This window comes from Bacillus sp. CH_48 (genome assembly GCF_038008465.1).
Lineage (GTDB): Bacteria > Bacillota > Bacilli > Bacillales > Bacillaceae_G > Bacillus_A > Bacillus_A thuringiensis_S.
In genome coordinates, this window is sequence record NZ_JBBOZF010000001.1 from 4219824 (window position 1) to 4244549 (window position 24726).

Here is a 24726-nt window from a genome sequence, read left to right on the forward strand (position 1 = left end):
TCCCGTTTTAATAATATTTGAAAAAGAACTTGTAGGATATTCTACAAGTTCTTTTTAGTATAATTGGTTACCTATATCATGGGATAATCATACATAAAAAACGGAACATTACCTAGATGTATAATCTAAATATCGTCCCGTTTACCTATCTATGTATCTGTATAGTTATTGCAGAATTAAACCTACAATCATAATTAAACTAAATACTATCATCCAACCAAACGCGCAATATCCAAAAATTTTAATCCATTTAGGTAATTGATTCATGTTAATTTTATTTGTGGGAACTCCTTGCATCGAAAACATCATTTTTTGATCTCTATCTCTATTATTTTGTTGTTCATACATAATATCATCACCTTTCCAGAACTATTGTGTTTATAGTATATCAACCTAAAGAAAATTATGTACAGAATAAAAGAGGATAGCATATATATTATGTGGTGAATTTTATAAATAAATGCATTTAATTGCCATGATTCTAAGTGCTAATACGTTATAAATACTGAACAAGAGCCCTACATAAATAGGACTCTTGTTCTTCAAATATTAACTTGCTGGATATGCATCAGAACCAAGATAACGTTCTTTTATAATTTGAAGATGATGAAGCTCATGACCGGCAATGATGTATGCTAATGCACGAACTGTAACTTCAGAATTATTCGCATTTCCTCTTTGTGACCAGGCTTCTTTATCTAAGCTTCTAAGTAAATACAGGGTAGATTGGCGAACAACTATTAAATTCTCAAGAAGATCTTGCATAGATTGCTTATCAAAAGCAGCTCTAAGAACATACATATCATCATTATAGCCTGGAAGTTCTGCTGTCTCGCCTCGAGCGATAGATAGCAATCGATACGCCATAATACGTTCTGTATCTGCTATATGACCGATTACTTCTTTTATACTCCATTTAGTAGGAGCATACCGGAAAAGTCCCTTACTATTAGAAATTCCCTTTAATAAAAGATTCGTTTCCTTCATTTGTTGTTCTAGAATATGTATGATATTTCCGTCTGATACCAAGTTGGTATACGTTGCATAATAGGAGTTATATTCACTTACCTTTGGTCTTATTTCCATACGAATCATCCTTTATGTTTAATCTTTACATATAGCTTATCATAAAAGAATTCCAAATTAATCTGAAAAATGGAGGTGAATAAACATTTTTCATCCTCCTTTTCAGTTTCATAGATGAAATGTATCTCAAATAAGAGAATCTAATTTGCTGCTAAGCGTAATTTCGCTTTTTTTGCTGTTATAGGTAAACATTTAAGTTGAATACAGTTTGTCACTACTTATGACAATCGCCATTTAAAAAGTAGCATACGTCATTAAACGAAAAGCCTGTTAATAAGTTTATACTTACTACAAAAACAAATAAACTCGCCCTATTTAAAGGAGAGTTTATTTGTTTTTATGTTTAGATAGCGGAATACTCATGCAAAATTGCACACTATGTTCCATATTTTTTATTGAATACTTTATATCTAACGTTTCAAGAATTTGTTTAACAATATATAGCCCCAAACCACTTCCTCCAGTATTTCGATTCCTTGATTTTTCAATTCGATAAAATGGTTTGAAAATTTGTTGAATATCTTCATCTTTAATATTGATACCTGTATTTATAATTTTCATTTCGATTTGATCTTGTTTAGAATTCTCTCTTAACTTTATATAGACTTTTTCATTATGTGGTGAATACATAACCGCATTGTGGATAATATTTTTGCATGCTTTTTCTAAAAGAGCACAATCTGTATAAATAGAAAGGTCAGAATCAAATTCTTTTATTATTTCGATACTTTTTTGAGAAGCAAAAAATTCGAGATCTTTTGTGATTGTACCTATTAACTTTGAAGGATTAACTTCCTCTACTTTTAGTTTGAAGGTGTGTTGTTCTAATTTCGATACGCTTAAAATTTCACGAACTAATTGTTCCATACTTTCAATAATTTGATGATTTTTCTTTAAATATTGATCGCGATTTTGATAAGGGCCAATATTGTATATCATCCCTTCTAAGTATCCTTTCATTACAGTAAGAGGGGACTTTAATTCATGTGCTACAATCGCAAAAAACTCTCTGCGTTTTGTTTCTATTTCTCTTTCTTTTTCAATATCATTTTTTAATTGTTCATTTGCTTTTTTTAAATCAAACATAGCTTGTTGTAAGTTAATAGACATGTCATTCAAACTATTAGACAATTCTCCTAACTCATCTGTAGAGCGAACCTCAATTTTTTCGGAGAAATCTAAATTTGCCATCTTTTGTGCACCTTCATTAATATAAATAAGTGGCTTTGTAATAAACCTGGAATAAAAATAAGCACTTCCTATACCAATAATGAGCACAATGATACTAATATAGGGGAGAAATCGTACTAAAACCTGTGAAGCTTCATCAATCGGTTGAAATGTAGCAAAGACTATAAGTGTTAAACTACCATCTTGGAATTGAATTGGTTTCGTAACGTTATATGAATTGCTAAGGGTACTTGCATTCTCGAATCGTGTTGCTTTAGTAACTACTGTTTTTTGCGTACCACTTTGAATAAAAGAAAATGAAGGAGAGTAAATAATTACTCCTTCTTTATTTTGAAGGTAAAGCATCGCATTATTTTTTTTTGCGTATTCATCAAAAAGTGGTATCGCATCTTGAAACGTAAGATTTTTAGACTTATCAATGATTTCGTTTATCCCTGTTTGAAGTTGATCTGTTTTATATTGCTCATAAAACGTAGGGAGAAAGAAGTATAAAGTTAAATAAATCAATACTGCAAAGGATAACAAAATGAGAGATGTAGTCATAAAGAGTTTATAAGTAATTTGCTTCATCTTCATGAGTTTCACAATACTATTCATCAATTTTATAACCAATACCCTTTATTGTTTTAATATAAGGGATAGCTAATTTTTTGCGTAGGTTTTTAATATGTGTATCAATTATTCGTGTTTCTCCAAAATAATCGTACCCCCAAACCTTCTCTACGATATTTTCTCTTGTAAGTACTTTTCTCTCATTTTGAAATAGTAGTTGTAGAATTTCAAACTCTTTTGTCGTTAATATAATTTCAACATCATTTACATAGACTCTATATGCATCCACATCGATACGAACTTCTTTAAATATCAAATGATTATTTACATTTTTATCATAACTTCTTCTAAGTACAGCTTCGACTCGTCTAATCAAAACATGAAATGAAAAGGGTTTTGTTATATAATCATCGATCCCAAGATCGAATCCTTTCATTTGATCTTCCTCTTCTTCCAACGCAGTTAGCATAATAATTGGTACGTTTGACTGACTTCGAATCATTTTAGAAACTTCAAACCCATTAAGATTGGGCATCATGACATCTAGGAGAATTAAATCAAAGGATTGCTTATTAAATTGTGTCATACCCTCTAGTCCATCTGAAGCGACTACCACTGTATAATGCTGTGTCATTAAAAATTGTTTAATTAATTCCTGAATTTCTTGATCGTCCTCTACCACGAGAATATGATAGTTTTTCATAATATCACCTCTGGTAGTCATTATAGCCGTACTATCTGGAGTTTATGTGGAGATACAGTAGTAAACTTCATAGGACGTTTACTACCAAAAAGTATTATTAGCTATATTACTTTTTTATGGAGAAATAATTGATTAAAAAACTTATCGTATGAATTGATGTATGAATAATATTTACGAAAAACTAATGTATAATAATGTGAATTGTATGTAATTTCTTAAAATTTGCGAAAATATACTTGTACTTCTTTACCAAAAGAGGGAAAGGAATTTTAATATAGAAGAAGCTACAGTAATACTAGAGTGTGTGCCAAGAACTTTGGATTTCTCTCATCTAGTTTCTATTTAATCGTTAATCACTACATAACAATGTTCTGGCTAAACCAAAAGTTTAAAGGTACAAACTTGGAGAGATTTATATAATGTTAGAAAGGTTGTGAAATGATTTGAAGTGTTATAAAGGTATGCTGTTTGATTTAGATGATACCTTACTTGATAGGGATAAGGCAGTAGCGGCATTATTTTTAATTGTTTTAGAAAAGTGTTATGAAAATGTAGATGGTGCGGCTAAAAGCAACATGTTACAGAAATTCAAAGAATACGATAAAAGAGAATATGGCATAAGTAATAAAACGACAGTTTTAGAATCATTGTTTGATGAATTCACGCCGAAGTATAGATTGCCACGCAATTATATCCAAGATTTTTGGAATAATAATTTCCCTAGATGTTTTTCAATAGACCAAAATACTATTCATTTCTTAAATCAAATAAAGAAGCACTTTAAAGTTGGAATTATAACAAATGGCTCAACTCAGAGGCAAAAAGCTAAAATATTTAACACGAATTTAAATAGGTATTTTGAAACAATCATTATTTCTGAAGAAGTGGGATTTAGTAAACCTGATAAACGTATATTCGAACTAGCGTTAAATAAGCTAAATTTACAGCCGGAAAATACTTTATTTGTTGGGGATGACTTAGAAAAGGATATTGCTGGTCCTCAAAATATAAATATAAAAGGTGTGTGGTTTAACCCTCAAAAAATCAAGAATACTACCAAAATACAACCATATGCCGAGATTAACACTTTGGATAGTTTGTTAAGTTATGTTACTCCACAATATTTTTATAACAAGTAAAAGCAATTTCATATATATATTCAAAAATATAAAAAAGAGAAACTATCATTAATTTCATTGACCGTATTAGTAATAAAGAATAGAGGCGATTTTAATAGCTGCGGCTAATTTAATCTATGATTAATACGAAGTTTTGTAAAACAATTTTACTCATACGGTGCACATTATAAAGGGGGGGGACTATGGACATAAAGAAAGTAGTAATCGATGGAATCAATATTGCGGTCATTAGAAACGATAAGGTATTAATATCGGATGTTCAGTCTGCATTAGATACTATGGCAACAGTTCAATACGAGGTAGATGCGAAGCATATTATTATCCACAAGTCATTAATAAGTGAAAGCTTCTTTGATTTAAAAACACGTCTTGCGGGTGATATCCTTCAAAAGTTTATAAACTACAAGGTAAAGATTGCTATCATTGGGGATTTCTCTATTTACACTAGTAAAAGCTTAAAAGACTTTATTTATGAATGTAATAAAGGGAATGACATTTTTTACTTAGCAACTGAGCAACAAGCAATTGAAAAACTAAGTACATTAAAGTAAAAATTATATCCTGCTAAATTCCCCCATTTCACTTAGTTCATGATTATATACGATATAGAAGAACTGATGTTTGTGGTAAACTAAGAGATGAATAAAGGGGGAGTTTTTTTGAACAATTTTAATGATACGATCCGAAATTTAAATAATATAGTTTACCAACCTAACAATTTAATGATTACGAATCTAAAAGAAGAAAAGCAAAACGCAGAATATGCAGGATGTTTATTCCACTTAAATAACAAAACCATTCGTTTTAGAAAATCAAAAGTTACTCCTAATAAAATTGGTCAATTTGTTTCTTTTTGGGAGAAAGATGACAATATGCAAAATCAAGCATTTTCTTATGACGCTGCTCCTGATTTATTAGTTATTACTTGTATAGATGATCATAAACTAGGACAATTCATTTTGCCTAAAGAGATTCTTCTTAAGGAAAAAATCTTGAGAACACAAAATCAAAAAGGCAAGATGGCTATGAGGATTTATCCTATATGGGATAAGCCTGTTAGCAATCAAGCTAAAAAGAGCCAAATGTGGCAACTTCAGTATTTTGTTGATTTAAGCGATTGTAATAATTTACCTATAGACAAACTATTAAATTTGTATTTGTAGCTTCTTATCTTTAGTGATCTTGTCGGTTAGACTTTTTGTACCGGTACAGTTACATAAAATGTACGTTGTTACAGTACCCCTTAAAACTTACAATCAGCATATATTATTTAAACTTATAAAATTTTAAGGGGTGCTAAATATGACAAGTTTACAAGATCAGCTTTTCGCAAGATTAAATCTTAAAAAACGTAATGAAGTAACGTTTGAAGAATTACCTACTATACTCTTTTCATTTGCACATACTATACCATTTGAGAATTTAGACGTTATAGCACAAAATACGAATCAAATCTCTCTGGAAAACTTACGAGAGAAAATTTTAACTAGTTCCCGTGGTGGACTTTGCTACGAATTAAACACCCTTTTTTACTATTTCTTAAAAGACTGTGGCTATGATGTACAACTGGCATTAGGTACGGTTTATAAAAATGATATAAATGCATGGGCACTTGAGGATGGCCATATAACAATTATTTTAACTTATGCTAATGTACAGTATTTAATTGATGTAGGTATAGCTTCATTAGTACCTCTTGTTCCTGTACCTTTTACTGATGAGTCTGTTTCTTCAAAGAATGGGTCGTACCGGGTGAGACGAAAAGATACGAGTAAAGGAAATTATGTTTTAGAAAGAATAGATGCTGAAGGAGAATGGAAAGTTTGTCATGCCTTTTATAAACATATTATTGATGAGATAGTAGTAAACGATGTTCAAAGAAGAGTAATAGAAGATGAGAAATCTATTTTTAATAAGGGACCAATTGCAGTGAAATTGACGGACTCTGGGCATGTCTCTTTAACGAATAATAGTGTAACTGAAATTATTTATGGAGCAAAAACTAAGCGTGAGGTTACAGAAGAGCAATATAGAGAGCTTTTATATACTTTATTTGCTATTAAGTTATGAATAATAAAGATAGCCGGTACTTAATCAGAGGCGGCTATCTTTATTATTTTTTGGTGTAAATGGTTTTCGTCTAATATGTTTCGGAAACTGCGGTATAGTTAATGTTTCCTCAGTTTCTTCATATGTATGAAAAACTGGTTCTTTTGCAGCAGAATAATATGATTTAAAGTTTGATTTTCTTAATACATATAATACACTAGAACAGTACGAAAAAGTATGTACAATGAATTTTGAATGTAAAGGAAGATTATTATGTCAGTTATTGATAAATTGAAACTTAATAAGTATACAAATATGGTCGTAATTAACGAACCAAGTAATTATGACATTTTTACAGGTAAAGAAACTGTATTCTCAAAAGAACACGATGCTATCTTTATATTTGTAGAAACGCTTGATGAAATGGTGAAACAAACGAATTTTATTATTAGTAATGAAGAATTACTAATTGAAAAAGGTTACGTGTTCTTCGCATATCCGAAAAAAGGTAATGCTCGTTATAGTACGTTTATTCACCGTGATGAGATGTTTCCGGCATTAAACGTTGGAGAAGATGGTTATGTGGGAGAAAGCAATATTAAATTTGCACGAATGGTAAGTATGGATGAAGTCTTTACTGTTGTAGGTTTAAAACGTGAAAAGAAAAAAACAATGAAAACATCTGCTATGAGTCAATGTGTTGCCGATTATGCAGATCGAATTAAAGATGTTGAAGCATTATTAACAAATCACCCGAATGAACTTAAGTTTTATCAAAGTTTAACGCCTGGATATCAGAAAGATTGGGCACGTAATCTTTTTTCTGTAAAACAAGAAAAAACACGTGAAAAACGTCTAGAGAAAATGATAGAAATCCTTTCACAAGGTTATAAAACAATTGAATTATTCCGTAAGAAGAAAAAATAATGATTAAGAAAGTCACAATGCTGCAACAATTAATTGTGATGAGTACATTGAAAAAAGCATTCCTTCCATTATACTAAGGAATGTTCTTATATTTATATAATTAGCAAAAGAGAAAAGGTGTTTGAAATGAAATCGTATATTGTAGTTGGATCTGGAATTTTAGGAGCGTCTACTGCTTATCATCTTGCTAAGGCAGGTGCGAATGTTACTATCGTGGATCGCCAACAATTAGGGCAAGCAACTGATGCAGGAGCAGGTATTGTATGTCCATGGCTATCACAGCGTCGTAATAAAGCATGGTATAAAATCGTTAAAGGCGGTGCACGTTACTATTCTTCGTTAATTCAGCAATTAGAAGAAGACGGTGAAACTGACACAGGATATAATCGTGTAGGTGCAATTAGTTTACATACTGACGAGAAAAAGTTAGATCAAATGGAAGAGCGAGCTTATAAACGACGTGAAGATGCCCCAGAGATTGGTGAAATAACTCGCTTATCAGCTGAAGAAACAAAAAAATTATTCCCAGCATTATCAGACGAATATAGTTCTGTTCATATTAGTGGTGCTGCACGAGTAAATGGAAGATTATTACGCAATGCGTTAATAAGTGCTGCGAAAAAACATGGTGCAACTTTTATAAAAGGCGATGCCATATTAGTCCGTGAAGGAAATCATATTACTGGAGTTACAGTAAACGATGAAACAATTTTAGCAGAAAAGGTTATTGTAACTGCAGGCGCATGGGCGAATGAAATCTTGAACCCATTAGGAATTAATTTCTTAGTTACATTCCAAAAAGGACAAATTGTTCATCTGCAAATTGAAAATACAGCAACAGAAAATATGCCAGTTGTTATGCCACCGAACGATCAATATATTTTAACGTTTGACAATGGGCATGTCGTAATTGGTGCAACACATGAGAATGATACTGGTTTCGATCATCGTGTAACAGCAGGTGGTTTACATGAAGTATTCCATAAGGCATTAACAGTTGCGCCTGGCTTAGAAAATGCTACAATGCTTGAAACGAGAGTTGGATTCAGACCATTTACACCAGGATTCTTACCTGTTATCGGACCGCTACCTAACTTTGAAGGAATTCTCGTTGCGAATGGATTAGGAGCTTCGGGTTTAACAGCTGGTCCATATCTAGGAGCGGAACTTGCTAAACTAGCGCTCGGACAAACGATTGAATTAGATTTAAATGATTATGATGTTGCTGGCGCAATTGAATAATATAGGGTACTGCTAACATTTAGGAAAAACCATGCTAAACAAATTCGACAAGAAATAAACAGTTTTTCCTCTGTTAAGAGTAAGCCTGTTTATGAAAAATAAAATTATTTAAAAATAGAGGGCCGACATTATAAACCTGCATTAATAATGTAGAATTGTGATGTCGGCTCTTTATTCATATTGCTTTAAAACTTATTTTCGAGAGGAGGTTAAGTAATGAGAGCGCCATATCAAGTATTGATATTTCCTTATATAAAAACTGTCGATTCTATTCAATATGCCATTTTTAACCGAAGTGATTATGGTTATTGGCAAGGAATAGCTGGTGGCGGAGAAGACGGTGAGATTCCTATTGAATCAGCAAAACGGGAAGCATTTGAAGAGGCTGGTATTACAAGAGAATGTCCATATATACAATTAGATTCTGTGTCTTCACTACCAGTAGAAGATGTAGTTGGAGGATTCCTTTGGGGAGAAGAGGTTTATGTAATAAAAGAATTTTCTTTTGGAGTTAAAGTCCCTACAAAAAACATATCATTATCTAAAGAACACTTCAATTATAAATGGTTATGCTTTGAGGAAGCAGTAACGTTTTTGAAATGGGATAGCAACAAAACAGCATTGTGGGAATTAAACAAAAGACTATTAAAACAATAAAAGTTTTAGCTAACAAAGATATTAGTGGAACAAGAATTTGAACAATTAAAAAAATCTTGCTACACTTCTAAACAGTGTTTTAGATTATAAAATAGAGTAATATAGATTTGGCATGGGTAATGAACTAAGAGAACTTGCACTAAGAAAAGCCCTATACAGTTGCCTGTGAAAAAATGAAAATAGTTAGAAATATTTTTATGTTGTACAGTTTTTGGCTATGAATAGCGGAATAAATATTAAGTATTCAACAGTTCAAATAGAACGAGTCATCTTTTTATTTTAAGAAGAAAGATGACTCGTTTTATGCTAAAATTCGCTTAGTGTATATTTTCGTTAAAATGTGGGTGGGCCCCTTTTAGCAAAACCGGAGTGGGAATGATGAGTATAAATAGTTTTGTGGGATTAATAAAGGACGAATTATTAAAAGAGGTAAGCATACGAAGTGAGGATGAATTCGAGCCTGTAGTAGTTAAAGATATTCCTAGACTTTGGAAGTGTTTAGGGACAGGTAATTATGCCGCAGTATTCATGCACAGAGAATACAAAGATTGGGTAGTGAAAGTTTACGTGCGAGAAGGAGAAGGAATTGAAAAAGAGTCAGAAGCATACCGAAGAATTGGAAATCATCCTTCTTATTCAAAGCTTATATATAAAGGAGAAAATTTCATAGTATTGAAACGTTTAAAAGAAATTACTTTATATGATGCTATTCATAAGGGGATTAAAATTCCTAAGCAGGTAATACTTGATATCAATGAGGCTTTGGAGTATGCGAGGGAACAAGGGTTAACTCCTTGTGATGTTCACGGGAAAAATGTGATGATGGAAAAAGGAAGGGGATATGTGGTCGATGTATCTGATTTCTTAAAAACAAAAGAAGATAGTAAGTGGAGAGACCTAGAAAAGGCATATTTCACCTTTTATTTTCCTTTCATTTATAAATTGCCTTTCCCCGTTAAAATACCGTATTTTATGTTAAACATTGTTAGACGTTCGTACAGAAAATATAAGAAGCTTAAAAAGAAATTCAAATTATAAAAGGACCACATATGTTCCCAAAAACGAGTTGAATTCACATAAATTACTGTAGAAAAATTTAAATTTTTGTTTAGGGGCTACTTCAAGACCTTAGCTTGCTGGGTATATGGTGCTACCCCATTACTATCAACTTAAGAATTGATAGTAATGGGGTATTTAATTTCTTATCTTGATGAGTATGGGATACTGCCAGCATTTCTTCTATCTTCTATATTCTTGTTGTAGGGTGTTATAAAATTCTTAAGTTAATAGGCCTTGAGTGGCATACATAGCAGAATTAACGAGTAAATGTAATAATCTCATCAACAGCTTTGATATAACCACCTGCCTCACGGAATGAGTGACTAATTTTTTTGGCATTCTCTTTGTAAATCGAATGCTGCAACACTTCATTAACGGCATGTTTTAAATCCTCAGCCAATAATTGCTGGATATTTAACATAAATCCTGCGCCATAAAGTGATTCACTTGTGCTATTCATTCCACAATGACTATTTGGAGGTTTCTTCAAAAATGGAATCAGTAATTCTTTCCATAGCATGAAGGAAGTGTAATAAGTACTCTTGAGGATGGGAAGTCATAAGATTCATAGTTTCCGAAAGCTCTCTTTGTGCCTCTTGATTGATGGGACGGAATTGTGCACCTGCTTTTTTGATTTTTTCTTCAAAATCATTTGATGAATAATAGACAATGTTGTCTCCACGTTGTACTAAATCATGTACTAATCCTAATGTTGGATTTAAGTGTCCTTCTCCACCTATATTGATGTAAAGTGCTTTTTTCATCTTTATCCCCTCCAGTAAATTTGATATCGTAAAATGTAAACGATTTTTTATTTTGTTTGAATTATAACGAACGAAGTGAATAAATGTCTATTTTCATTTTTTAATATTCTTAATTTTTAGAGGGTGTTTTATTTAGATAACTTGATGGATGTGGCGAGACCCCACATCCATCAAGTTAAGAAAAAGAAACACCCCAAAAACAAAAAAATGAGATGACTTCTCAAAGTAACTAACTGTAGAGAAAGAAAAATTTCATTTAGTGGGTACTTCAAAACCTTAGCTTAATGGCGATGGGTTCACCATATCAAAACAAGAAAATTGTGCGTATAGACATATTTTTCAACCGCTTCCTGTACGTTAAGGGAATCGTTATTTTTTTACAGTTTTTTTATTATGGAATTCAAAATAACTAATTATAATAGGTGAAAAAACAATCAATAGTTGGGTTACGGAAAGGATTCGAATTTACATTCTTTCTCAATACATATTATGGATAAATAAAGTAAAATATGGGTTAGGGTTATGTCTCATGTTGTGTTAATCCTAACAATAACTAAGGGTACATAATATGCTTTCATACCTTTGAATAATTTTGTTATAGAAGGGATGGAGATTTAAATGGCTCAAATTGTTGGTATTGATATATACCTTTGTACTGGGGCTTTAATCTATATGCGTGAGGGCCTTTCCCTAAGTCTTGTTAGGAAGTAAGGAACAGCAAGCACTTATACAATATGAATAGAGGAGAGGAATGCCTTATGAAAATACGTAGTCAAATTACATGTGCAAGTCTGGCCCTTTTAATAGCTGGAAGTTCCCTGTTATATACAACACCAACCTCAATTGTAAAAGCAGAGCCCACTCAAAATGTATCTAGTTCGTTACAAACAAATACGCAACGAGATCATACTTCCGTCAAGCAAGCAATGCGGGATACATTGCAACTTGGATACCCAGGGATACTTGCTAAAACTTCTGAGGGTGGAAAAACGTGGGGGTATGCCGCTGGAATAGCGGATCTGAGAACCAAGAAACCAATGAAAACAGATTTTCGCTTTCGCATTGGGAGTGTGACGAAGACGTTCACCGCAACAGTTGTACTTCAATTAGCTGGAGAGAATCGCCTGAAGCTAAACGACTACATCGAAGACTGGTTGCCTGGTGTCATTCAAGGAAATGGATATGATGGTAACAAGATTACTATCCGGCACATATTGAACCATACAAGTGGTATCGCTGAATACTCAAGGTCAAAAGACGCTGATTTTACGGATACAAAAAAATCGTATACGGCTGAAGAGTTAGTGAAGATGGGGATTTCTCTTCCCCCAGACTTTGCTCCAGGAAAGGGCTGGTCTTATTCAAACACAGGATACGTATTACTGGGTATCCTTATTGAAAAAGTAACTGGAAACAGCTATGCGGAAGAGGTTGAAAATCGAATTATTGAACCGCTTGAATTGTCGAATACATTCCTACCAGGCAACTCAAGTGTTATTCCAGGCACTAACCATGCCCGTGGATATGTCCAACCAGACGGAGCAAGTGAGCTAAAAGACGTTACTTATTATAACCCAAGTGCAGCTAGCTCTGCTGGAGATATGGTTTCTACTGCTGACGACTTAAACAAATTCTTCTCTTGCTTGCTCGGTGGCAAATTACTGAAAGAACAGCAACTAAAACAAATGCTTACTACAGTTCCTACAGGAAAAGAAGGAATCGATGGATATGGTCTTGGAATCTATGAAACTAAGCTGCCAAGCGGTGTCTCGATATGGGGACACTCAGGTGGCATTCTAGGGTTTACAACTCTAGTTGGAGGTACACTTGGAGGCAATCATACGTTGGTCGTCAATTGGAATAGTTTGGGTAGAACTGGCAGTCCTAATCCTTTTAAAAATATTTTACTTGCTGAATTTAGCAAGTAGGAAAAAAGGAAAAATTTATCGTAGTTTTCATAGTTGAAAATGTACTTTTCTGGTTCAAAAGCCCCAACTTATTTTCAAGAAAACTTTGGGGCTTTTTTTGTTTTGGTGGCGTTTATTCTTAAGTTGATGGATGTGTGGTGCTACCCCAAAATAAAAAGATTAGGAGTGAATCCTAATCTTTTTATTTATACATATTTTTGGTTGTTATATCACTATCAATTCCAAAACGGGATATTTTGAATAAATGAAACCGTCAAAATTAGTGTTGATGCGGAACCAGCAGTTACTAAAGTTACTATTTTTCGTCCATTCTGTTCTTTTGAAGGTTTTATAAGTTCTGTAATTAACACAATCCATATTATGATAGAGACTATTGAAATAATATTTATAGACATATGTATCACATCCCTTCTTGTTTTTACATAAATATTTCTTCTTTTATAAAATAAAAGCAATTTAACAAGAAAACATGTACCTCATTAAAAATCAATATTTCCCTGTTAAACCACCTTTTTTAAATAGAAATACGACTGATAAAACGATAACAACAGCCTTCAAACTTCCCCAATATGGATAAATAGTATGATCTGTTAGACTAGCATATTGAAAAATATTCTCTAAACCGAAAATTCCTATCATGACTGCTAAAATAAATGAAGCTGATCCATACGTCCCGTTATGATAGAGGGTAAATAAGTATATTGCACATATAAGTGGTACGATGATTTGTAATAAGAGTGTCATAATTAGTCCCCCAGTATATTGATACTTATATTATATACAAAATTGTAATAAAAAGGAATGCGACTTATTTAATACTAACAGAACTACTCTAATCATATTCTTCTATAAAAAAGAAGAAAAAGGGGTGTACAGTTAATTGACAAAAGTTAAAGTTAATTTACGACCCATTGTTCATAACGTAAATTTACCAACCGTATTGAAAACAACGATACTTCCAGGTGAATCGACCGAAAGACTATTTATCGCAACTCAATTAGGAGAGATTTTTTACATAGGGGACGGAGTTATAAAAAAATTTTTAGATATGCGTCACCTAATTATTAAATTAGGTACATCTGAAGAAGGTGTTTCTAGTAGCGGTTATGATGAACGAGGATTACTAGGACTTGCATTTCATCCGCAATTTTATCAAAACGGTTTATTTTATCTTCATTATTCAGTAGCCGGAACTCAAGGTCCAGGTGCACTTTCTGAACAATTTAAACCGAATCCTTGTGACCCTAAAACGTTAAATTTAAAGTGGGTTAATAGAAATACGCAATATGATCACATTGATACAGTGGAAGAATGGACTTTACAATCTAACGGCCAAGCTCAAAAGCGACGAACATTACTGAATGTAAGAAGACCATTTTTTAATCATAACGGAGTCAATAGTTTAAACTTTTCACCTGAGACTGGAAAACTTGTTTTTACAAATGGAGATGGCGGATCAGGTTATGATCCATTTAATTTAAGCCAAGATGATTTAGAAATAGCAGGAAAAATAATTGAAATCGATGTAAATAAAAATACATTTATAAATAACCCTCCTGTAGTTACACGCTTTAATGACCTTCCTTTATCTATACAAGAAACACTTACAGTAATTGCAAAAGGAGTACGTAATATAACCGGCATTTCATTTCAAAGGTTTTATAATCAATATATCAAATACACCGGAAATGTCGGACAGGATATTGTAGAGTCTATTTTTTCATTTGTTCAATATAAACCTATACCAGTTACAGAACTTGTTCAAATGCATTTTATGAGGTTAACTCCCAATCAAGATGGTTTTATCAATTTTGGGTGGCGAGGATGGGAAGGGGATTTACCTACTTCTTTTATACGACATTGTTCCGAAAATCAGACTTTGGATGAGAGAACAATAGTTTATTATGATGAAACAATACAAACTTCAGTGAAGCGTATTCTGCCTCTACTTAGTTATTTTCATAAAGATTTTAGAACCGATAAGTTTGGAGGAACTTCACTTACAGGAGTTCAGCCATATATGGGAAATGCAATTTCAAATTTAACGGGTAGCGTTGTTTTTACCGACCTTGCTAAGAAAGAAGATTCTCGACCGCCAGTTAAGGGTGTTTTAGCTTATACTAGAGCCGGTACAGACGGTAAACATGCTGACTTTCATGCTATTGAAACCAATTATGATTTTGGTACGCAAGCAGCTTATTATATGAGTTTAGGAACAAATTCGGCTCAAACTAGGTTATATTTAGGAGTTTACGGTTCTATGAAAGTAACTGATTTTAACAAAGGTACCATTTTTGAAATTATTCCTTGATACGATACAAATGCTCAGTCTAAAAACATAAGGAATTTATTCTGTTTCCAAAACGCAAGACTTAACTTGTCCCCCTAAAAATCTTCAATGTATTAGCATCTATTAACTTGGAGAAAGTAACTCATAAACCATATGTGTACGAATAATATAGAAAGTAATGAATGAGGTATCTTTAGGGGGTATTTTAATGAATCGTTTTGTACGTTATTGGTATCAACTGATGATAGAGCATGATATAAGCTTTGTTCATAAAAGAAACTTGTCCCTTGCGAATAAGTTAGTACTTACAGCTTTGATGAGTGCATTGGCCACCATGTTTCAAGCAGCGGGGAACTTAATTCCTGGTATAGGTTTGCTCATTAGTCCATTTTCGACATTGCCGATTTTTTTTGCTATTCTCTATTCTATTCGTGAGGGAATACTTTCTTATATTCTTACTATTTTTCTATTATTTATTATTGAGCCAAGTGAACTAATTGTCTTTCCTTTTACTACAGGCTTATTAGGTCTAGCCTTAGGACTAGCCTTTTTAAAATTCAAGAGGAGAATTTGGATTGTTTCCTTTTCAGCGACTTGTCTACTTATAGGGATTATGATCGTTCTCGATGTTTTCCGTTTTCCGGTACTTGGTCCTACTGTTCATACAACTATGGACATAAAAATTATTTTATCAATATTTATACTGAGCTTTCTATACTGCTGGATTTATGCAGGTTTTTGCAGAATAATGATGAATAGATTATGTAAAGTGTTGTATTGACAATGGCATAATGAAGATTGGAGAATGCATTCATGACTAACGTTGCAGTTAGAAGACCAAATTTGAATGATGTAGATGAACTATATTTATTTTTCCGGATAGTTATTACGAATACATACAAAAATGAAGGATTGTCACAATTATTGGATGACATAGAAAATGAAATTAACTCAAAAAAGCAGTATTTGAAAAGTGATTTTGATAGTAACGGAGAAAGTCGTTACTTTTTATTAGCAATTGATACAAGTAACGATAAAATCATTGGAACAATCGAAATTGGTCCAGCAAGTACATTGATTAATAGTTGTACAGGTGGTGTACTTAAAAATTTGTATGAAATAGGAACTGTATTCATACTTCCGGAGTATCAAAGAAAGGGAATAGGGAGTTTATTACTACATACAATGTTTCTTACATTACTTAGCAGAGGGATAACAGAATATTGTTTAGATAGTGGATATAAAAATGCGCAAAGTATATGGACGAAAAAGTTTGGAAAACCTAGCTATGTATTGAAAGATTACTGGGGCGAATCCAGTGATCATATGATTTGGAAGAACAATTTACATGATACACCTATAATATTTGAATTATAAAATGAAATATGCCTCTGAACATAGCTTTTCTTACTTATGTATGCTATTATTTATCTTTATAATAAAAGAGGACGTGAATGAACTTGATTAAAATTAGTATCCCTGAAGTTGATGTTACAATTACTGAACGTAAACAAGTTATTAAAGGAGACGAGCCAATCATTACTCCAATTAATGGATTTATCGATTTTCACTTGTTCCCTAGAGATAAAGGCGGCATTTTTATGTTTTACAATATTAATGACGAACTTCTTTTCGTAGGTAAAGCTCGTAAAATTAGACAACGTATTAAGAAGCATTTTGAAGATAATGTTTCACCAATTAAAAATCACCGTGATGAAGTATACCGCATTGATGCATGTATCGTAGAAGATCCAACAGAAAGAGAAATTTACGAAACATATATCATTAATGAATATAAAGCGAAATATAACGTTGATAAAGTATTCTACAAATAATGAACATTAATAAAAAACAATCCTAGCTAATATGCCAGGATTGTTTTTTATTTAGATTTATTCTTCATATCTTTCTCCTTTTTTCAAATGATTAGCCACAATAAAACAGAATATCCCTATAAATATAAGTACAATACCAAGCGTTTTATGTTTTCCCTCAAAGAAAGGAATATCTGAAATAACATTTGTCATACATAGTCCTAAAAATACAAGGATAGGGCCTACCCAAAGTAATACATTACCGAATTTTGTGTGCTTCCACATAATAACCCTCCTTAATTCTCTTTACATATATATCCATAAATTAAAAGTAAATTCATAGAGAAATATAGTTTTTTTCATATCGAAAATTTAACCCTCATATATTGGTACAAGCAAAAGAGAAAGGAGACCATCATGAATTGGTTAGAAGCTTTCATATTAGGTATAATTCAAGGTTTAACAGAATTTTTACCAATCAGTAGTACCGGACATCTTTATTTAGGAAGGCATTTATTTCAATTAGATAAAGCAGGCTTATTTTTAGATACGATGTTGCATATTGGGACTTTACTTGCAGTGTTTATTTATTACAAAAAAGAATTTATATATTTAATTAAAAACCCATTTTCAAAGCTCATGTTATTACTTATTGTTGGGACGATACCTGCAGTTGTTATTGGTTTATTGTTTAAAGACTTCTTTGAAGATATTTCAAAAACAGGAATCACGATCGGTTGGGAGTTTTTAGTGACCGGATTCTTTCTCTACATGGCAGATAAACAAAAGAATGGTCGTAAAAAAATGGATGACATCACATATAAAGACGCATTAATTATCGGTTCATTTCAAGCGGCTGCTATTTTCCCAGCGATTTCTCGTTCTGGTATGACAATCGTCGCTGCATTATGGAGGCAGTTAGACCGTGAAACTGCTGCTTACTTTTCTTTTTTATTATCAACGCCAGCCATTGTCGGAGCCATTATTTTGCAATTTGTAGACGTTTTTCAAGGGAAAGCAGAATCTATTTCTAGTACATCTTTAATTGTCGGAACGTTATCAGCAGCGTTTTTTGGATACATAGCCGTTTCATGGATGATTCAATATTTAAAACGTCACTCCTTAAAAGTATTCGCGTATTACGTATGGGGATTAGGTATTTTAATTTTAATGTTGCAATTTACTGATGTATTTTAAGTATAATGATAAAGAAGTTAATTAGTTTAAGATCCTGTTTCATTCATACAAGGCAGGATCTCTTTTTATTAAGGGGGAAAATATGTTTAATACGGCTATCGTTATTGGTGGAAGTATGGCAGGAAAGTTTGCAGCAAAAGCATTATCAACTTCTTTTAAAGAAGTAATCATTATAGAAGCTGGTGAAAGATGGGATGGAAAGTCTTCGAGAAAAAGAGTTCCACAAAGTAATCATCCTCACGTGTTATTAAAAGGTGGAGAAAACGCAATTGAAGAATTGTTTCCTAATATTACGAACGAATTAATAGAAGCGGGTAGTATTATAAACAACTTTACGCGTGATTTGAAATGGCATCAATTCGGTCTATGGAAACAACCGTTCATAGGGGAAGTACATATGATTCAACAAAGTCGTCCTTTGCTAGAATGGCATATTCAAAAACGAATACATCAAATTTCAAATATTACTATTAAATATGAAACATTGGTTAAAGGGTTATTGGTAGATGCAAAGCTTAACAAAGTGTGTGGAGTAAAAGTTAAATATTTAGAGACAGACACACAAGAAGAAGTTCATGCAGATCTTGTAGTTGATGCGAGTGGATTTGGCTCAAAAAGTATAGAATGGCTACGAGAATACGAAATTGAAGTAAAAGAAGAGAAAGTTCGTATTGATTTATTTTACGCAACGAAAATGTTCAAACTTAAAGAAAATGAGGAGTTAGACTGTTGTAATATGCTAATGTCTCCGAGTTTCCCTGATAACCCTTATGGCGTTCTTATTCAAACGATAGAAGATAATCGTTATTTTGTTACTTTCAGTGGATACGCAAATGAGAAAGCACCACAAACAGATGATGAGTTTTATGATTTTGCTGAAAACCTATCAATTTCTAATGTTACAGACTTCCTAAACAAGGCTGAGGGAATTACTGATATAAAGACATACAAAATTCCTTATCAAGTACGCCGGCGATTTGATTTAGTGAATAATGTACCAGAAGGCTTATTAGTTGTTGGAGATGCGCAATGTCGTTTTGATCCCGTTTTCGGCCAAGGCGTATCAGTTGCTGCTATGGAGGCTCACCAGTTGCAATTACTTCTGCAAGGCAGAAAACAGCTTGATAAAACATTTACACAACAATTTTATAAAAAGACAGCTAATATAATAGAAACCCCTTGGGATATGACAACGACAGAAATATCACGTCACCCGCAGCTAAAGAGAGAATTAACTACAAAACAAAAATTTCAGCTATGGTATACGAAACAAATATATCGACTATCCGCAAGTAATTCTGATGTTTATATTCGATTAGTACGAGTGATGAATTTAATTCGTAGTCCATTTCATCTTTTTCATCCGAAAGTGCTACTATCTGTATTGCTTAATCGAAAGAAATAGCAGGAATATAATTGATTAAAAAAGAATGTATAACAGTTAGTAAATCAAGAAGGAGAATACGAGATGGAAATATACATAGAGCAACTAAAGAAACAAGATGTTAAGGATTTATTTACGTTTGAACTTACGAATAAATCTTTTTTTGAAACAATGGTACCAAATCGTGGCTCGAAATATTTTGAATTTGAATATTTCCAAAAACTACTAGACGATTTATTAATAGAACAAGCGGATGGAGATTCTTATTTTTATTTAATTCGTAATGAAGAAAAAGAAATTGTAGGGCGAATCAATTTAGTAGATATAGATACGGAAACTCGAATTAGTTCACTAGGGTATCGGGTCGGAGAAAAATTTACTAAAAAAGGAGTTGCAACAGCAGCCGTAAAATTAATTTTAGATGTAGCGAAAAATAATGAAATTACTGACATTTATGCTAAAACAACGACTAATAATCTCGCATCACAAATTGTACTAGAAAAAAGCGGATTTTCTTCTTATCAAAACGAATCAGATACAACATCTGTAGAATTAAATGGAGAACATGTGAAGTTTGTACATTATATTTGGAGAAATACTTCGCGCTTATAATAAGGAGGACTTATTCATGAATGATTTGCGTTATCCAATTGGCCAATTTACATACAAACGTCCTATAACGGAAGAAATGATTGATACATGGATTCAAGAAATTGAAGATTTACCTCATGAACTAACAAAGGCAATTAAAGATTTAGATCAGAAGCAGTTAGATACACCATATCGCGTTGGAGGTTGGACTGTACGCCAAGTAGTTCATCACGTCGTTGATAGCCATATGAATAGCTACATACGCTTTAAATTAGCACTGACAGAAAAGAATCCAACTATTAAGCCGTATAAAGAAGAGAAGTGGGCAGAGTTACCCGATTCAAAATTACCGGTAGATGTTTCACTAGTAATGCTAGATTCATTACATAAAAGATGGGTTAACCTTTTATATTCTCTAGAAATTGAAGATTTAGAAAAGACATTTAACCATCCTGAAACTGGTGAAACAAAACTTGCTGTTGCAATAGGACTATACGCATGGCATGGTCGTCATCATACCGCTCATATTACTTCTTTAAGAAAGCGTCTAAATTGGTAACATGGATATTATATTAGAGAAGGTGACAGAAACTGATGCAGAAGTTATATTTCAAATGCAAATAGACTCATTTAGCCCTTTATTACATAAATATAAAGACTATGAAACAAATCCAGCAAATGAAACTATCGAAAAAACTATTTGTAGAATAAATCAAGTAAACGGTGGCTTCTATAAAATAATAGTGGATATGAATCTTGTTGGAGCGATATGCATTTCACAAAAAGAAACACCCTCTAAATTTTGGATCAGTCCAATGTTTATTCATCCGGGTTATCAAGGAAAAGGAATTGCTCAAAAGGTGATTACATTAATTGAGGAAATGTTTCCTGAAGCAACGAGCTGGGAACTTGCTACTATTTTAGAAGAAGAGAAAAATTGTTTTTTGTATGAAAAGATGGAGTATAAAAGAACAGAAGTTATAAAGAAATTAAATGATAAAACTACACTTATTTATTACAAAAAAGAAAGGTAAAGCATATAAAACACACTTTACCTTTTTATGTTATTTTAGATTAAATATACAAAAATGATGTATTTTCTTCCAAAATACCCGGGTTAGTAATTTCTGAAATGAATAAAAATACAAGAAACCACTACTTTGTCGTATATGTCACTAACGCTTTTTGAATGCTTAAAATACTATCGTCACCTTTAAATTCTTTCGTAATTGGATCCTCCATACTAGACACCCAAATTTTAAGTTCTGCATCTAAATCAAAATGCCCAGCCGTTTCGATGCTATATTGTGTAATACTTTTATAAGGAATAGAATGGTATTCTGTTTTTTTGCCGGTTACTCCTTGTTTATCTACTAAAATAAGTCGACGATTTGTAAATACGATTAGATCACGAATTAATTTATAAGCATGCTCTACTTTTTCATCGTCTAGCATAATCTTCTCTAAATCACGTTCTACACTTTCAGAACTCGTATTTGATGCATTTCCTAAAATACCGCTAAATAAACCCATATTAAATTCCTCCTTTAATATATGTGGAATGAATTACTTATATTGTAACATGTTACTCACAAAGATATTATGACATTACTTTAGTAGTTTCTGGTTATTGTTGTAATTAGTTTATATAACCTCATCTTAAAATCTTGTGCTAATATGAAATTAAGAAAAAAGAAGCAGAGGGATATAACATGAAGAATATCGGTTTAGTATTAGAGGGCGGAGGAATGAAAGGTTTATATACTGCAGGTGTACTCGAATATTTCATGGAAAAGAACTTATTCTTTCCGTATGTAGTCGGCGTATCAGCTGGAGCCTGTATGGGGGCAACCTATTTGTCACGTCAAAAAGGGAGAAATAAGAAAGTAAATACAGAACTAGTATCAGATTACAGGTATATATCTTATCGAAATTTAATTCGAAAACGTGAATTATTTGGGATGGACTTTTTATTTGATGAAGTACCTAATAAAATTGTCCCGTTTGATTTTCAAACTTTCTTAAACTGTAATGAACAATTTGTTATAGGGACGACTGATTGCGAATCAGGACGAGCTGTTTATTATAATAAAATAGAACATGGAAATGATATTTTAAAAATCATCCGTGCATCTAGCTCAGTTCCGTTTATAGCACCTGCTGTAGAATACGATAATCGTAAGTTGTTAGATGGAGGAATTATAGATCCTATTCCAGTTCTAAAAGCTCAAACTGATGGTTATGAAAAGAATGTAGTTATCATGACAAAACCAGAAGGATACGAAAAGCAGCGGAATAAATTTTCTAGACTGGCTAAAATTTTATATAGAAAATATCCGAATATCGCAGAATCTTTAGTAGAACATTATCGTTTTTATAATGAGACGATATCTTATATGAATCAAATAGAACAAAAAGACAACTTTTATGTCATTCAGCCTAGCGTACAGCTTCCAATAAGCGGAATAGAAAGAAATAAAGAGAAACTTGTTAATTTATATAACCTTGGCTATATAGATGCTCAATATCATTATGAAAACTTATTAAATTGGATAGAGAAATAAAGGAGGAGAAATTTGAAGTTAGGAAAAAGGGTTATTTTTAATGAATTGCAGAAAATGCCTAGTCCGCTGTACAAACCGTTTCCTTATCGCGCTACAGCAAAATTGCAGCGAAACTTAGAAAGTAGATTTACCGAAGATAATTGTATAAACGCTGATTTTAATCATCATTGGATGCATACAGCAGCTACTTTAAATTCTGTACTAAATGGAAACGAACAGAACATTACGTTTCAACAAATAAAGTGGTTAAGAAAATCGTTTTTTGAGTGGTTTCCGCAATATCGTTTTCTAGAAACAGAAATTGTGAATTATCCCATTTTGTATAGAGATTTCATAAGTTATGAGAAGACCAGGAAGCTATTACTTTATTACCTTACTGAATAAAAGCGAAAACGTACAGGTTACATTACTTGTACGTTTTTTTGTTCATAAAACATTCAATATTAACAACTAGTTTATATAGGAATTCTAATGAGAAGAAAGAAGTACATATAATAGAATGATGCAGGGGAGGAGAGAGGAATAGCTGTTTTACTTTAAGTTATTGTCCAACTCGAATACAGTTAGTTATTTATGTTAAAATATTTCGAGTGAAATCAAGCTTTTAAGGATTTCATTAAACATTAAACAAAACAAGTTAGCAACATAGAAGGGATAACATTAACATGAAAAACGTATCAAATATAGATAAAGTAGAATCAATAAAATCTTTACAGTCAACAATTAGTAAACTTGAAAATGCCTTATCACAGATGACTCAAAAAGGATCAAATACTACTTTAGTGAAAAAAAGACTCAAAGCAGCTAGTATCGGCTTAGCTATGTTAGAAAGTGTTTGGAAGCAAGAAACTCATCATTATACTCAGGAAGATTTAGCAGAAGCTCGTAATGTTCTAATTGGTTTGCTTCCATCAATTGAAAAGATTTACGTTAAGTCAAAGCTTGGGAGTCCTCAAAGAACGCTTTTAGAAAGAAGAATAAAATCGTTTGAACTTTCTATTCAAGCAATAGACAATTATTCTAGTAAATAACTTATTTAAAGAGTCTTATTACAAAAGTGTAGCAAGACTCTTATATCATTCTATCAAAATTAAATATCCTTACTGCCACATTGCAGCAAAGGCAAAACATCTTGATCTACCTCATAATTATTCTCAAACTTCACATCTTCAAGAACATTTCATTGTCTTTAATAAAAATCCATGCATTAAGTAATCTTCAATCGCAAAAACACTCAATTATTTAATTTACGAAAATGGAATACCGCCATGTATTGCTGTAGATCATGTTAATCAGCTAGAAGAACTAACTTTTGAAAACGATATTCCTCGGATTGAAAATCAAATTTCATCTATAAATTCTAATGCAACTCAACTTCACTTTTATATGGTAGCAGGACAACTTGAAAACAAACCTCTTTTAACGGCCAATAATCACTTGTATAGAGCTTTAAAAGATAAAGGGTACAAAAAACCACTTATGAAGAGTTTCAAGACGGTCATGATAGCGTGTGAGGGTGAAAAAAGTTATTTGATGGATTGAAAGCTTTGAAATAGATAAAAACCACACTATAAAATAAAAAGGAGAGA

31 protein-coding genes and 2 pseudogenes are annotated in these 24726 nt (G+C 32.3%); 22 read left to right on the top strand and 11 right to left on the bottom strand.

Features of this window, described 5'->3' with window-relative positions; all coding sequences use genetic code 11:
• Window positions 1-165: 165 nt before the first annotated feature.
• From N2V92_RS21235 to N2V92_RS21250, 4 genes are all read right to left on the bottom strand, one after another.
• Complete coding sequence (locus N2V92_RS21235; protein WP_000273237.1) at window positions 166-348, bottom strand: hypothetical protein; 183 nt, start codon at window positions 346-348, stop codon at window positions 166-168.
• A gap of 201 nt (window positions 349-549) precedes the next feature.
• The gene (locus N2V92_RS21240; RefSeq protein WP_000405918.1) at window positions 550-1086 is read right to left on the bottom strand and encodes a DinB family protein; all 537 of its coding nucleotides are present in this window, start codon (window positions 1084-1086) and stop codon (window positions 550-552) included.
• Between the two features lie 327 nt (window positions 1087-1413).
• A complete protein-coding gene (locus N2V92_RS21245; RefSeq protein WP_001084893.1) occupies window positions 1414-2874 on the bottom strand; it encodes a sensor histidine kinase in 1461 nt (486 codons plus the stop codon).
• Window positions 2867-3532: a response regulator transcription factor gene (locus N2V92_RS21250; protein WP_000800727.1), complete on the bottom strand. Its 666-nt coding sequence runs from the start codon at window positions 3530-3532 to the stop codon at window positions 2867-2869. Before N2V92_RS21250 ends, N2V92_RS21245 begins: the two co-directional genes overlap by 8 nt.
• Window positions 3533-3993: 461 nt before the next feature.
• On the opposite strand from N2V92_RS21250, the gene N2V92_RS21255 reads away from it, so the two are divergent.
• The 4 genes from N2V92_RS21255 to N2V92_RS21270 all read left to right on the top strand — a co-directional run bounded on the left by N2V92_RS21255 (window position 3994) and on the right by N2V92_RS21270 (window position 6741).
• Complete coding sequence (locus N2V92_RS21255; RefSeq protein ID WP_000895696.1) at window positions 3994-4671, top strand: HAD family hydrolase; 678 nt, start codon at window positions 3994-3996, stop codon at window positions 4669-4671.
• Between the two features lie 182 nt (window positions 4672-4853).
• The gene (locus N2V92_RS21260; RefSeq protein ID WP_000351862.1) at window positions 4854-5222 is read left to right on the top strand and encodes a DUF4180 domain-containing protein; all 369 of its coding nucleotides are present in this window, start codon (window positions 4854-4856) and stop codon (window positions 5220-5222) included.
• Between the two features lie 108 nt (window positions 5223-5330).
• Complete coding sequence (locus N2V92_RS21265) at window positions 5331-5834, top strand: MepB family protein (RefSeq protein ID WP_001058784.1); 504 nt, start codon at window positions 5331-5333, stop codon at window positions 5832-5834.
• 139 nt (window positions 5835-5973) lie between these two features.
• A complete protein-coding gene (locus N2V92_RS21270) occupies window positions 5974-6741 on the top strand; it encodes an arylamine N-acetyltransferase family protein (RefSeq protein WP_000202738.1) in 768 nt (255 codons plus the stop codon).
• A 20-nt stretch (window positions 6742-6761) separates the two neighbouring features.
• Here the strand turns inward: N2V92_RS21270 and N2V92_RS30060 are convergent.
• Window positions 6762-6966: pseudogene (locus tag N2V92_RS30060) on the bottom strand (hypothetical protein).
• A 27-nt stretch (window positions 6967-6993) separates the two neighbouring features.
• Between N2V92_RS30060 and N2V92_RS21275 the strand changes: the two are divergent.
• From N2V92_RS21275 to N2V92_RS21290, 4 genes are all read left to right on the top strand, one after another.
• On the top strand, window positions 6994-7647 hold the full coding sequence (locus N2V92_RS21275) for a YdeI/OmpD-associated family protein (RefSeq protein WP_000110860.1): 654 nt from the start codon (window positions 6994-6996) through the stop codon (window positions 7645-7647).
• Window positions 7648-7773: 126 nt separating this feature from the next.
• Window positions 7774-8889, top strand: coding sequence for an NAD(P)/FAD-dependent oxidoreductase (locus tag N2V92_RS21280; RefSeq protein ID WP_000844384.1), 1116 nt, complete (start codon window positions 7774-7776; stop codon window positions 8887-8889).
• Window positions 8890-9105: 216 nt separating this feature from the next.
• Window positions 9106-9546 carry an NUDIX hydrolase gene (locus N2V92_RS21285; RefSeq protein WP_016077583.1) on the top strand — a complete coding sequence of 147 codons (441 nt, stop codon included), beginning with the start codon at window positions 9106-9108 and terminating at the stop codon, window positions 9544-9546.
• Window positions 9547-9924: 378 nt separating this feature from the next.
• Window positions 9925-10584, top strand: coding sequence for a serine/threonine protein kinase (locus N2V92_RS21290; RefSeq protein ID WP_000026523.1), 660 nt, complete (start codon window positions 9925-9927; stop codon window positions 10582-10584).
• Between the two features lie 277 nt (window positions 10585-10861).
• Here N2V92_RS21290 and N2V92_RS21295 read toward each other — a convergent pair whose 3' ends face one another.
• Together N2V92_RS21295 and N2V92_RS21300 are read right to left on the bottom strand one after the other, a co-directional pair.
• A complete protein-coding gene (locus tag N2V92_RS21295; RefSeq protein ID WP_001089423.1) occupies window positions 10862-11065 on the bottom strand; it encodes a glycosyl transferase in 204 nt (67 codons plus the stop codon).
• 10 nt (window positions 11066-11075) lie between these two features.
• Window positions 11076-11369, bottom strand: coding sequence for a glycosyltransferase (locus N2V92_RS21300; RefSeq protein ID WP_014894748.1), 294 nt, complete (start codon window positions 11367-11369; stop codon window positions 11076-11078).
• Window positions 11370-12127: 758 nt separating this feature from the next.
• Between N2V92_RS21300 and N2V92_RS21305 the strand changes: the two genes are divergently transcribed.
• Window positions 12128-13297, top strand: coding sequence for a serine hydrolase domain-containing protein (locus tag N2V92_RS21305; protein ID WP_000702503.1), 1170 nt, complete (start codon window positions 12128-12130; stop codon window positions 13295-13297).
• A 215-nt stretch (window positions 13298-13512) separates the two neighbouring features.
• On the opposite strand, the gene N2V92_RS21310 is transcribed toward N2V92_RS21305, so the two are convergent.
• Together N2V92_RS21310 and N2V92_RS21315 are read right to left on the bottom strand one after the other, a co-directional pair.
• Window positions 13513-13692, bottom strand: a complete 180-nt coding sequence (locus tag N2V92_RS21310; RefSeq protein WP_000026325.1) for a hypothetical protein — start codon at window positions 13690-13692, stop codon at window positions 13513-13515.
• 91 nt (window positions 13693-13783) lie between these two features.
• A complete protein-coding gene (locus N2V92_RS21315) occupies window positions 13784-14041 on the bottom strand; it encodes a hypothetical protein (RefSeq protein ID WP_000173569.1) in 258 nt (85 codons plus the stop codon).
• Window positions 14042-14177: 136 nt separating this feature from the next.
• Here N2V92_RS21315 and N2V92_RS21320 point away from each other — a divergent pair, with 136 nt between their 5' ends.
• The 4 genes from N2V92_RS21320 (at window position 14178) to N2V92_RS21335 (ending at window position 17422) form a co-directional block, all read left to right on the top strand.
• A complete protein-coding gene (locus N2V92_RS21320; protein WP_000169959.1) occupies window positions 14178-15608 on the top strand; it encodes a PQQ-dependent sugar dehydrogenase in 1431 nt (476 codons plus the stop codon).
• A gap of 187 nt (window positions 15609-15795) precedes the next feature.
• Complete coding sequence (locus tag N2V92_RS21325) at window positions 15796-16368, top strand: hypothetical protein (RefSeq protein ID WP_001079230.1); 573 nt, start codon at window positions 15796-15798, stop codon at window positions 16366-16368.
• 32 nt (window positions 16369-16400) lie between these two features.
• Window positions 16401-16964, top strand: coding sequence for a GNAT family N-acetyltransferase (locus tag N2V92_RS21330; RefSeq protein WP_000185962.1), 564 nt, complete (start codon window positions 16401-16403; stop codon window positions 16962-16964).
• Between the two features lie 77 nt (window positions 16965-17041).
• Complete coding sequence (locus N2V92_RS21335; protein ID WP_001048947.1) at window positions 17042-17422, top strand: nucleotide excision repair endonuclease; 381 nt, start codon at window positions 17042-17044, stop codon at window positions 17420-17422.
• A gap of 57 nt (window positions 17423-17479) precedes the next feature.
• On the opposite strand, the gene N2V92_RS21340 is transcribed toward N2V92_RS21335, so the two are convergent.
• Window positions 17480-17686 (bottom strand): hypothetical protein, encoded by a 207-nt coding sequence (locus tag N2V92_RS21340; protein WP_000265474.1) that lies wholly within the window; start codon window positions 17684-17686, stop codon window positions 17480-17482.
• A gap of 132 nt (window positions 17687-17818) precedes the next feature.
• Between N2V92_RS21340 and N2V92_RS21345 the strand changes: the two genes are divergently transcribed.
• The 5 genes from N2V92_RS21345 (at window position 17819) to N2V92_RS21365 (ending at window position 21607) form a co-directional block, all read left to right on the top strand.
• Window positions 17819-18598 (top strand): undecaprenyl-diphosphate phosphatase, encoded by a 780-nt coding sequence (locus tag N2V92_RS21345; protein ID WP_001104288.1) that lies wholly within the window; start codon window positions 17819-17821, stop codon window positions 18596-18598.
• An 82-nt stretch (window positions 18599-18680) separates the two neighbouring features.
• Entirely contained in the window at window positions 18681-20003 is a 1323-nt protein-coding gene (locus N2V92_RS21350) for an FAD-dependent oxidoreductase (protein WP_000483450.1), read from the top strand.
• A 63-nt stretch (window positions 20004-20066) separates the two neighbouring features.
• Window positions 20067-20594: a GNAT family N-acetyltransferase gene (locus N2V92_RS21355; RefSeq protein WP_000409250.1), complete on the top strand. Its 528-nt coding sequence runs from the start codon at window positions 20067-20069 to the stop codon at window positions 20592-20594.
• Between the two features lie 16 nt (window positions 20595-20610).
• A complete protein-coding gene (locus tag N2V92_RS21360) occupies window positions 20611-21132 on the top strand; it encodes a YfiT family bacillithiol transferase (protein WP_000999062.1) in 522 nt (173 codons plus the stop codon).
• 1 nt (window position 21133) lies between these two features.
• A complete protein-coding gene (locus N2V92_RS21365; protein ID WP_016077584.1) occupies window positions 21134-21607 on the top strand; it encodes a GNAT family N-acetyltransferase in 474 nt (157 codons plus the stop codon).
• A gap of 121 nt (window positions 21608-21728) precedes the next feature.
• Here the strand turns inward: N2V92_RS21365 and N2V92_RS21370 are convergent, their stop codons facing one another.
• Window positions 21729-22106, bottom strand: coding sequence for a PH domain-containing protein (locus N2V92_RS21370; RefSeq protein WP_000522474.1), 378 nt, complete (start codon window positions 22104-22106; stop codon window positions 21729-21731).
• 179 nt (window positions 22107-22285) lie between these two features.
• Here N2V92_RS21370 and N2V92_RS21375 point away from each other — a divergent pair, with 179 nt between their 5' ends.
• The 4 genes and pseudogenes from N2V92_RS21375 to N2V92_RS21390 all read left to right on the top strand — a co-directional run.
• Entirely contained in the window at window positions 22286-23137 is an 852-nt protein-coding gene (locus N2V92_RS21375) for a patatin-like phospholipase family protein (RefSeq protein ID WP_000789282.1), read from the top strand.
• A gap of 12 nt (window positions 23138-23149) precedes the next feature.
• Complete coding sequence (locus N2V92_RS21380) at window positions 23150-23521, top strand: YxiJ-like family protein (RefSeq protein WP_000765972.1); 372 nt, start codon at window positions 23150-23152, stop codon at window positions 23519-23521.
• Between the two features lie 281 nt (window positions 23522-23802).
• The gene (locus tag N2V92_RS21385) at window positions 23803-24168 is read left to right on the top strand and encodes a hypothetical protein (RefSeq protein ID WP_000800304.1); all 366 of its coding nucleotides are present in this window, start codon (window positions 23803-23805) and stop codon (window positions 24166-24168) included.
• A gap of 109 nt (window positions 24169-24277) precedes the next feature.
• A pseudogene (locus tag N2V92_RS21390) lies at window positions 24278-24693 on the top strand (hypothetical protein); the annotation flags it as partial.
• Window positions 24694-24726 lie beyond the last annotated feature (33 nt).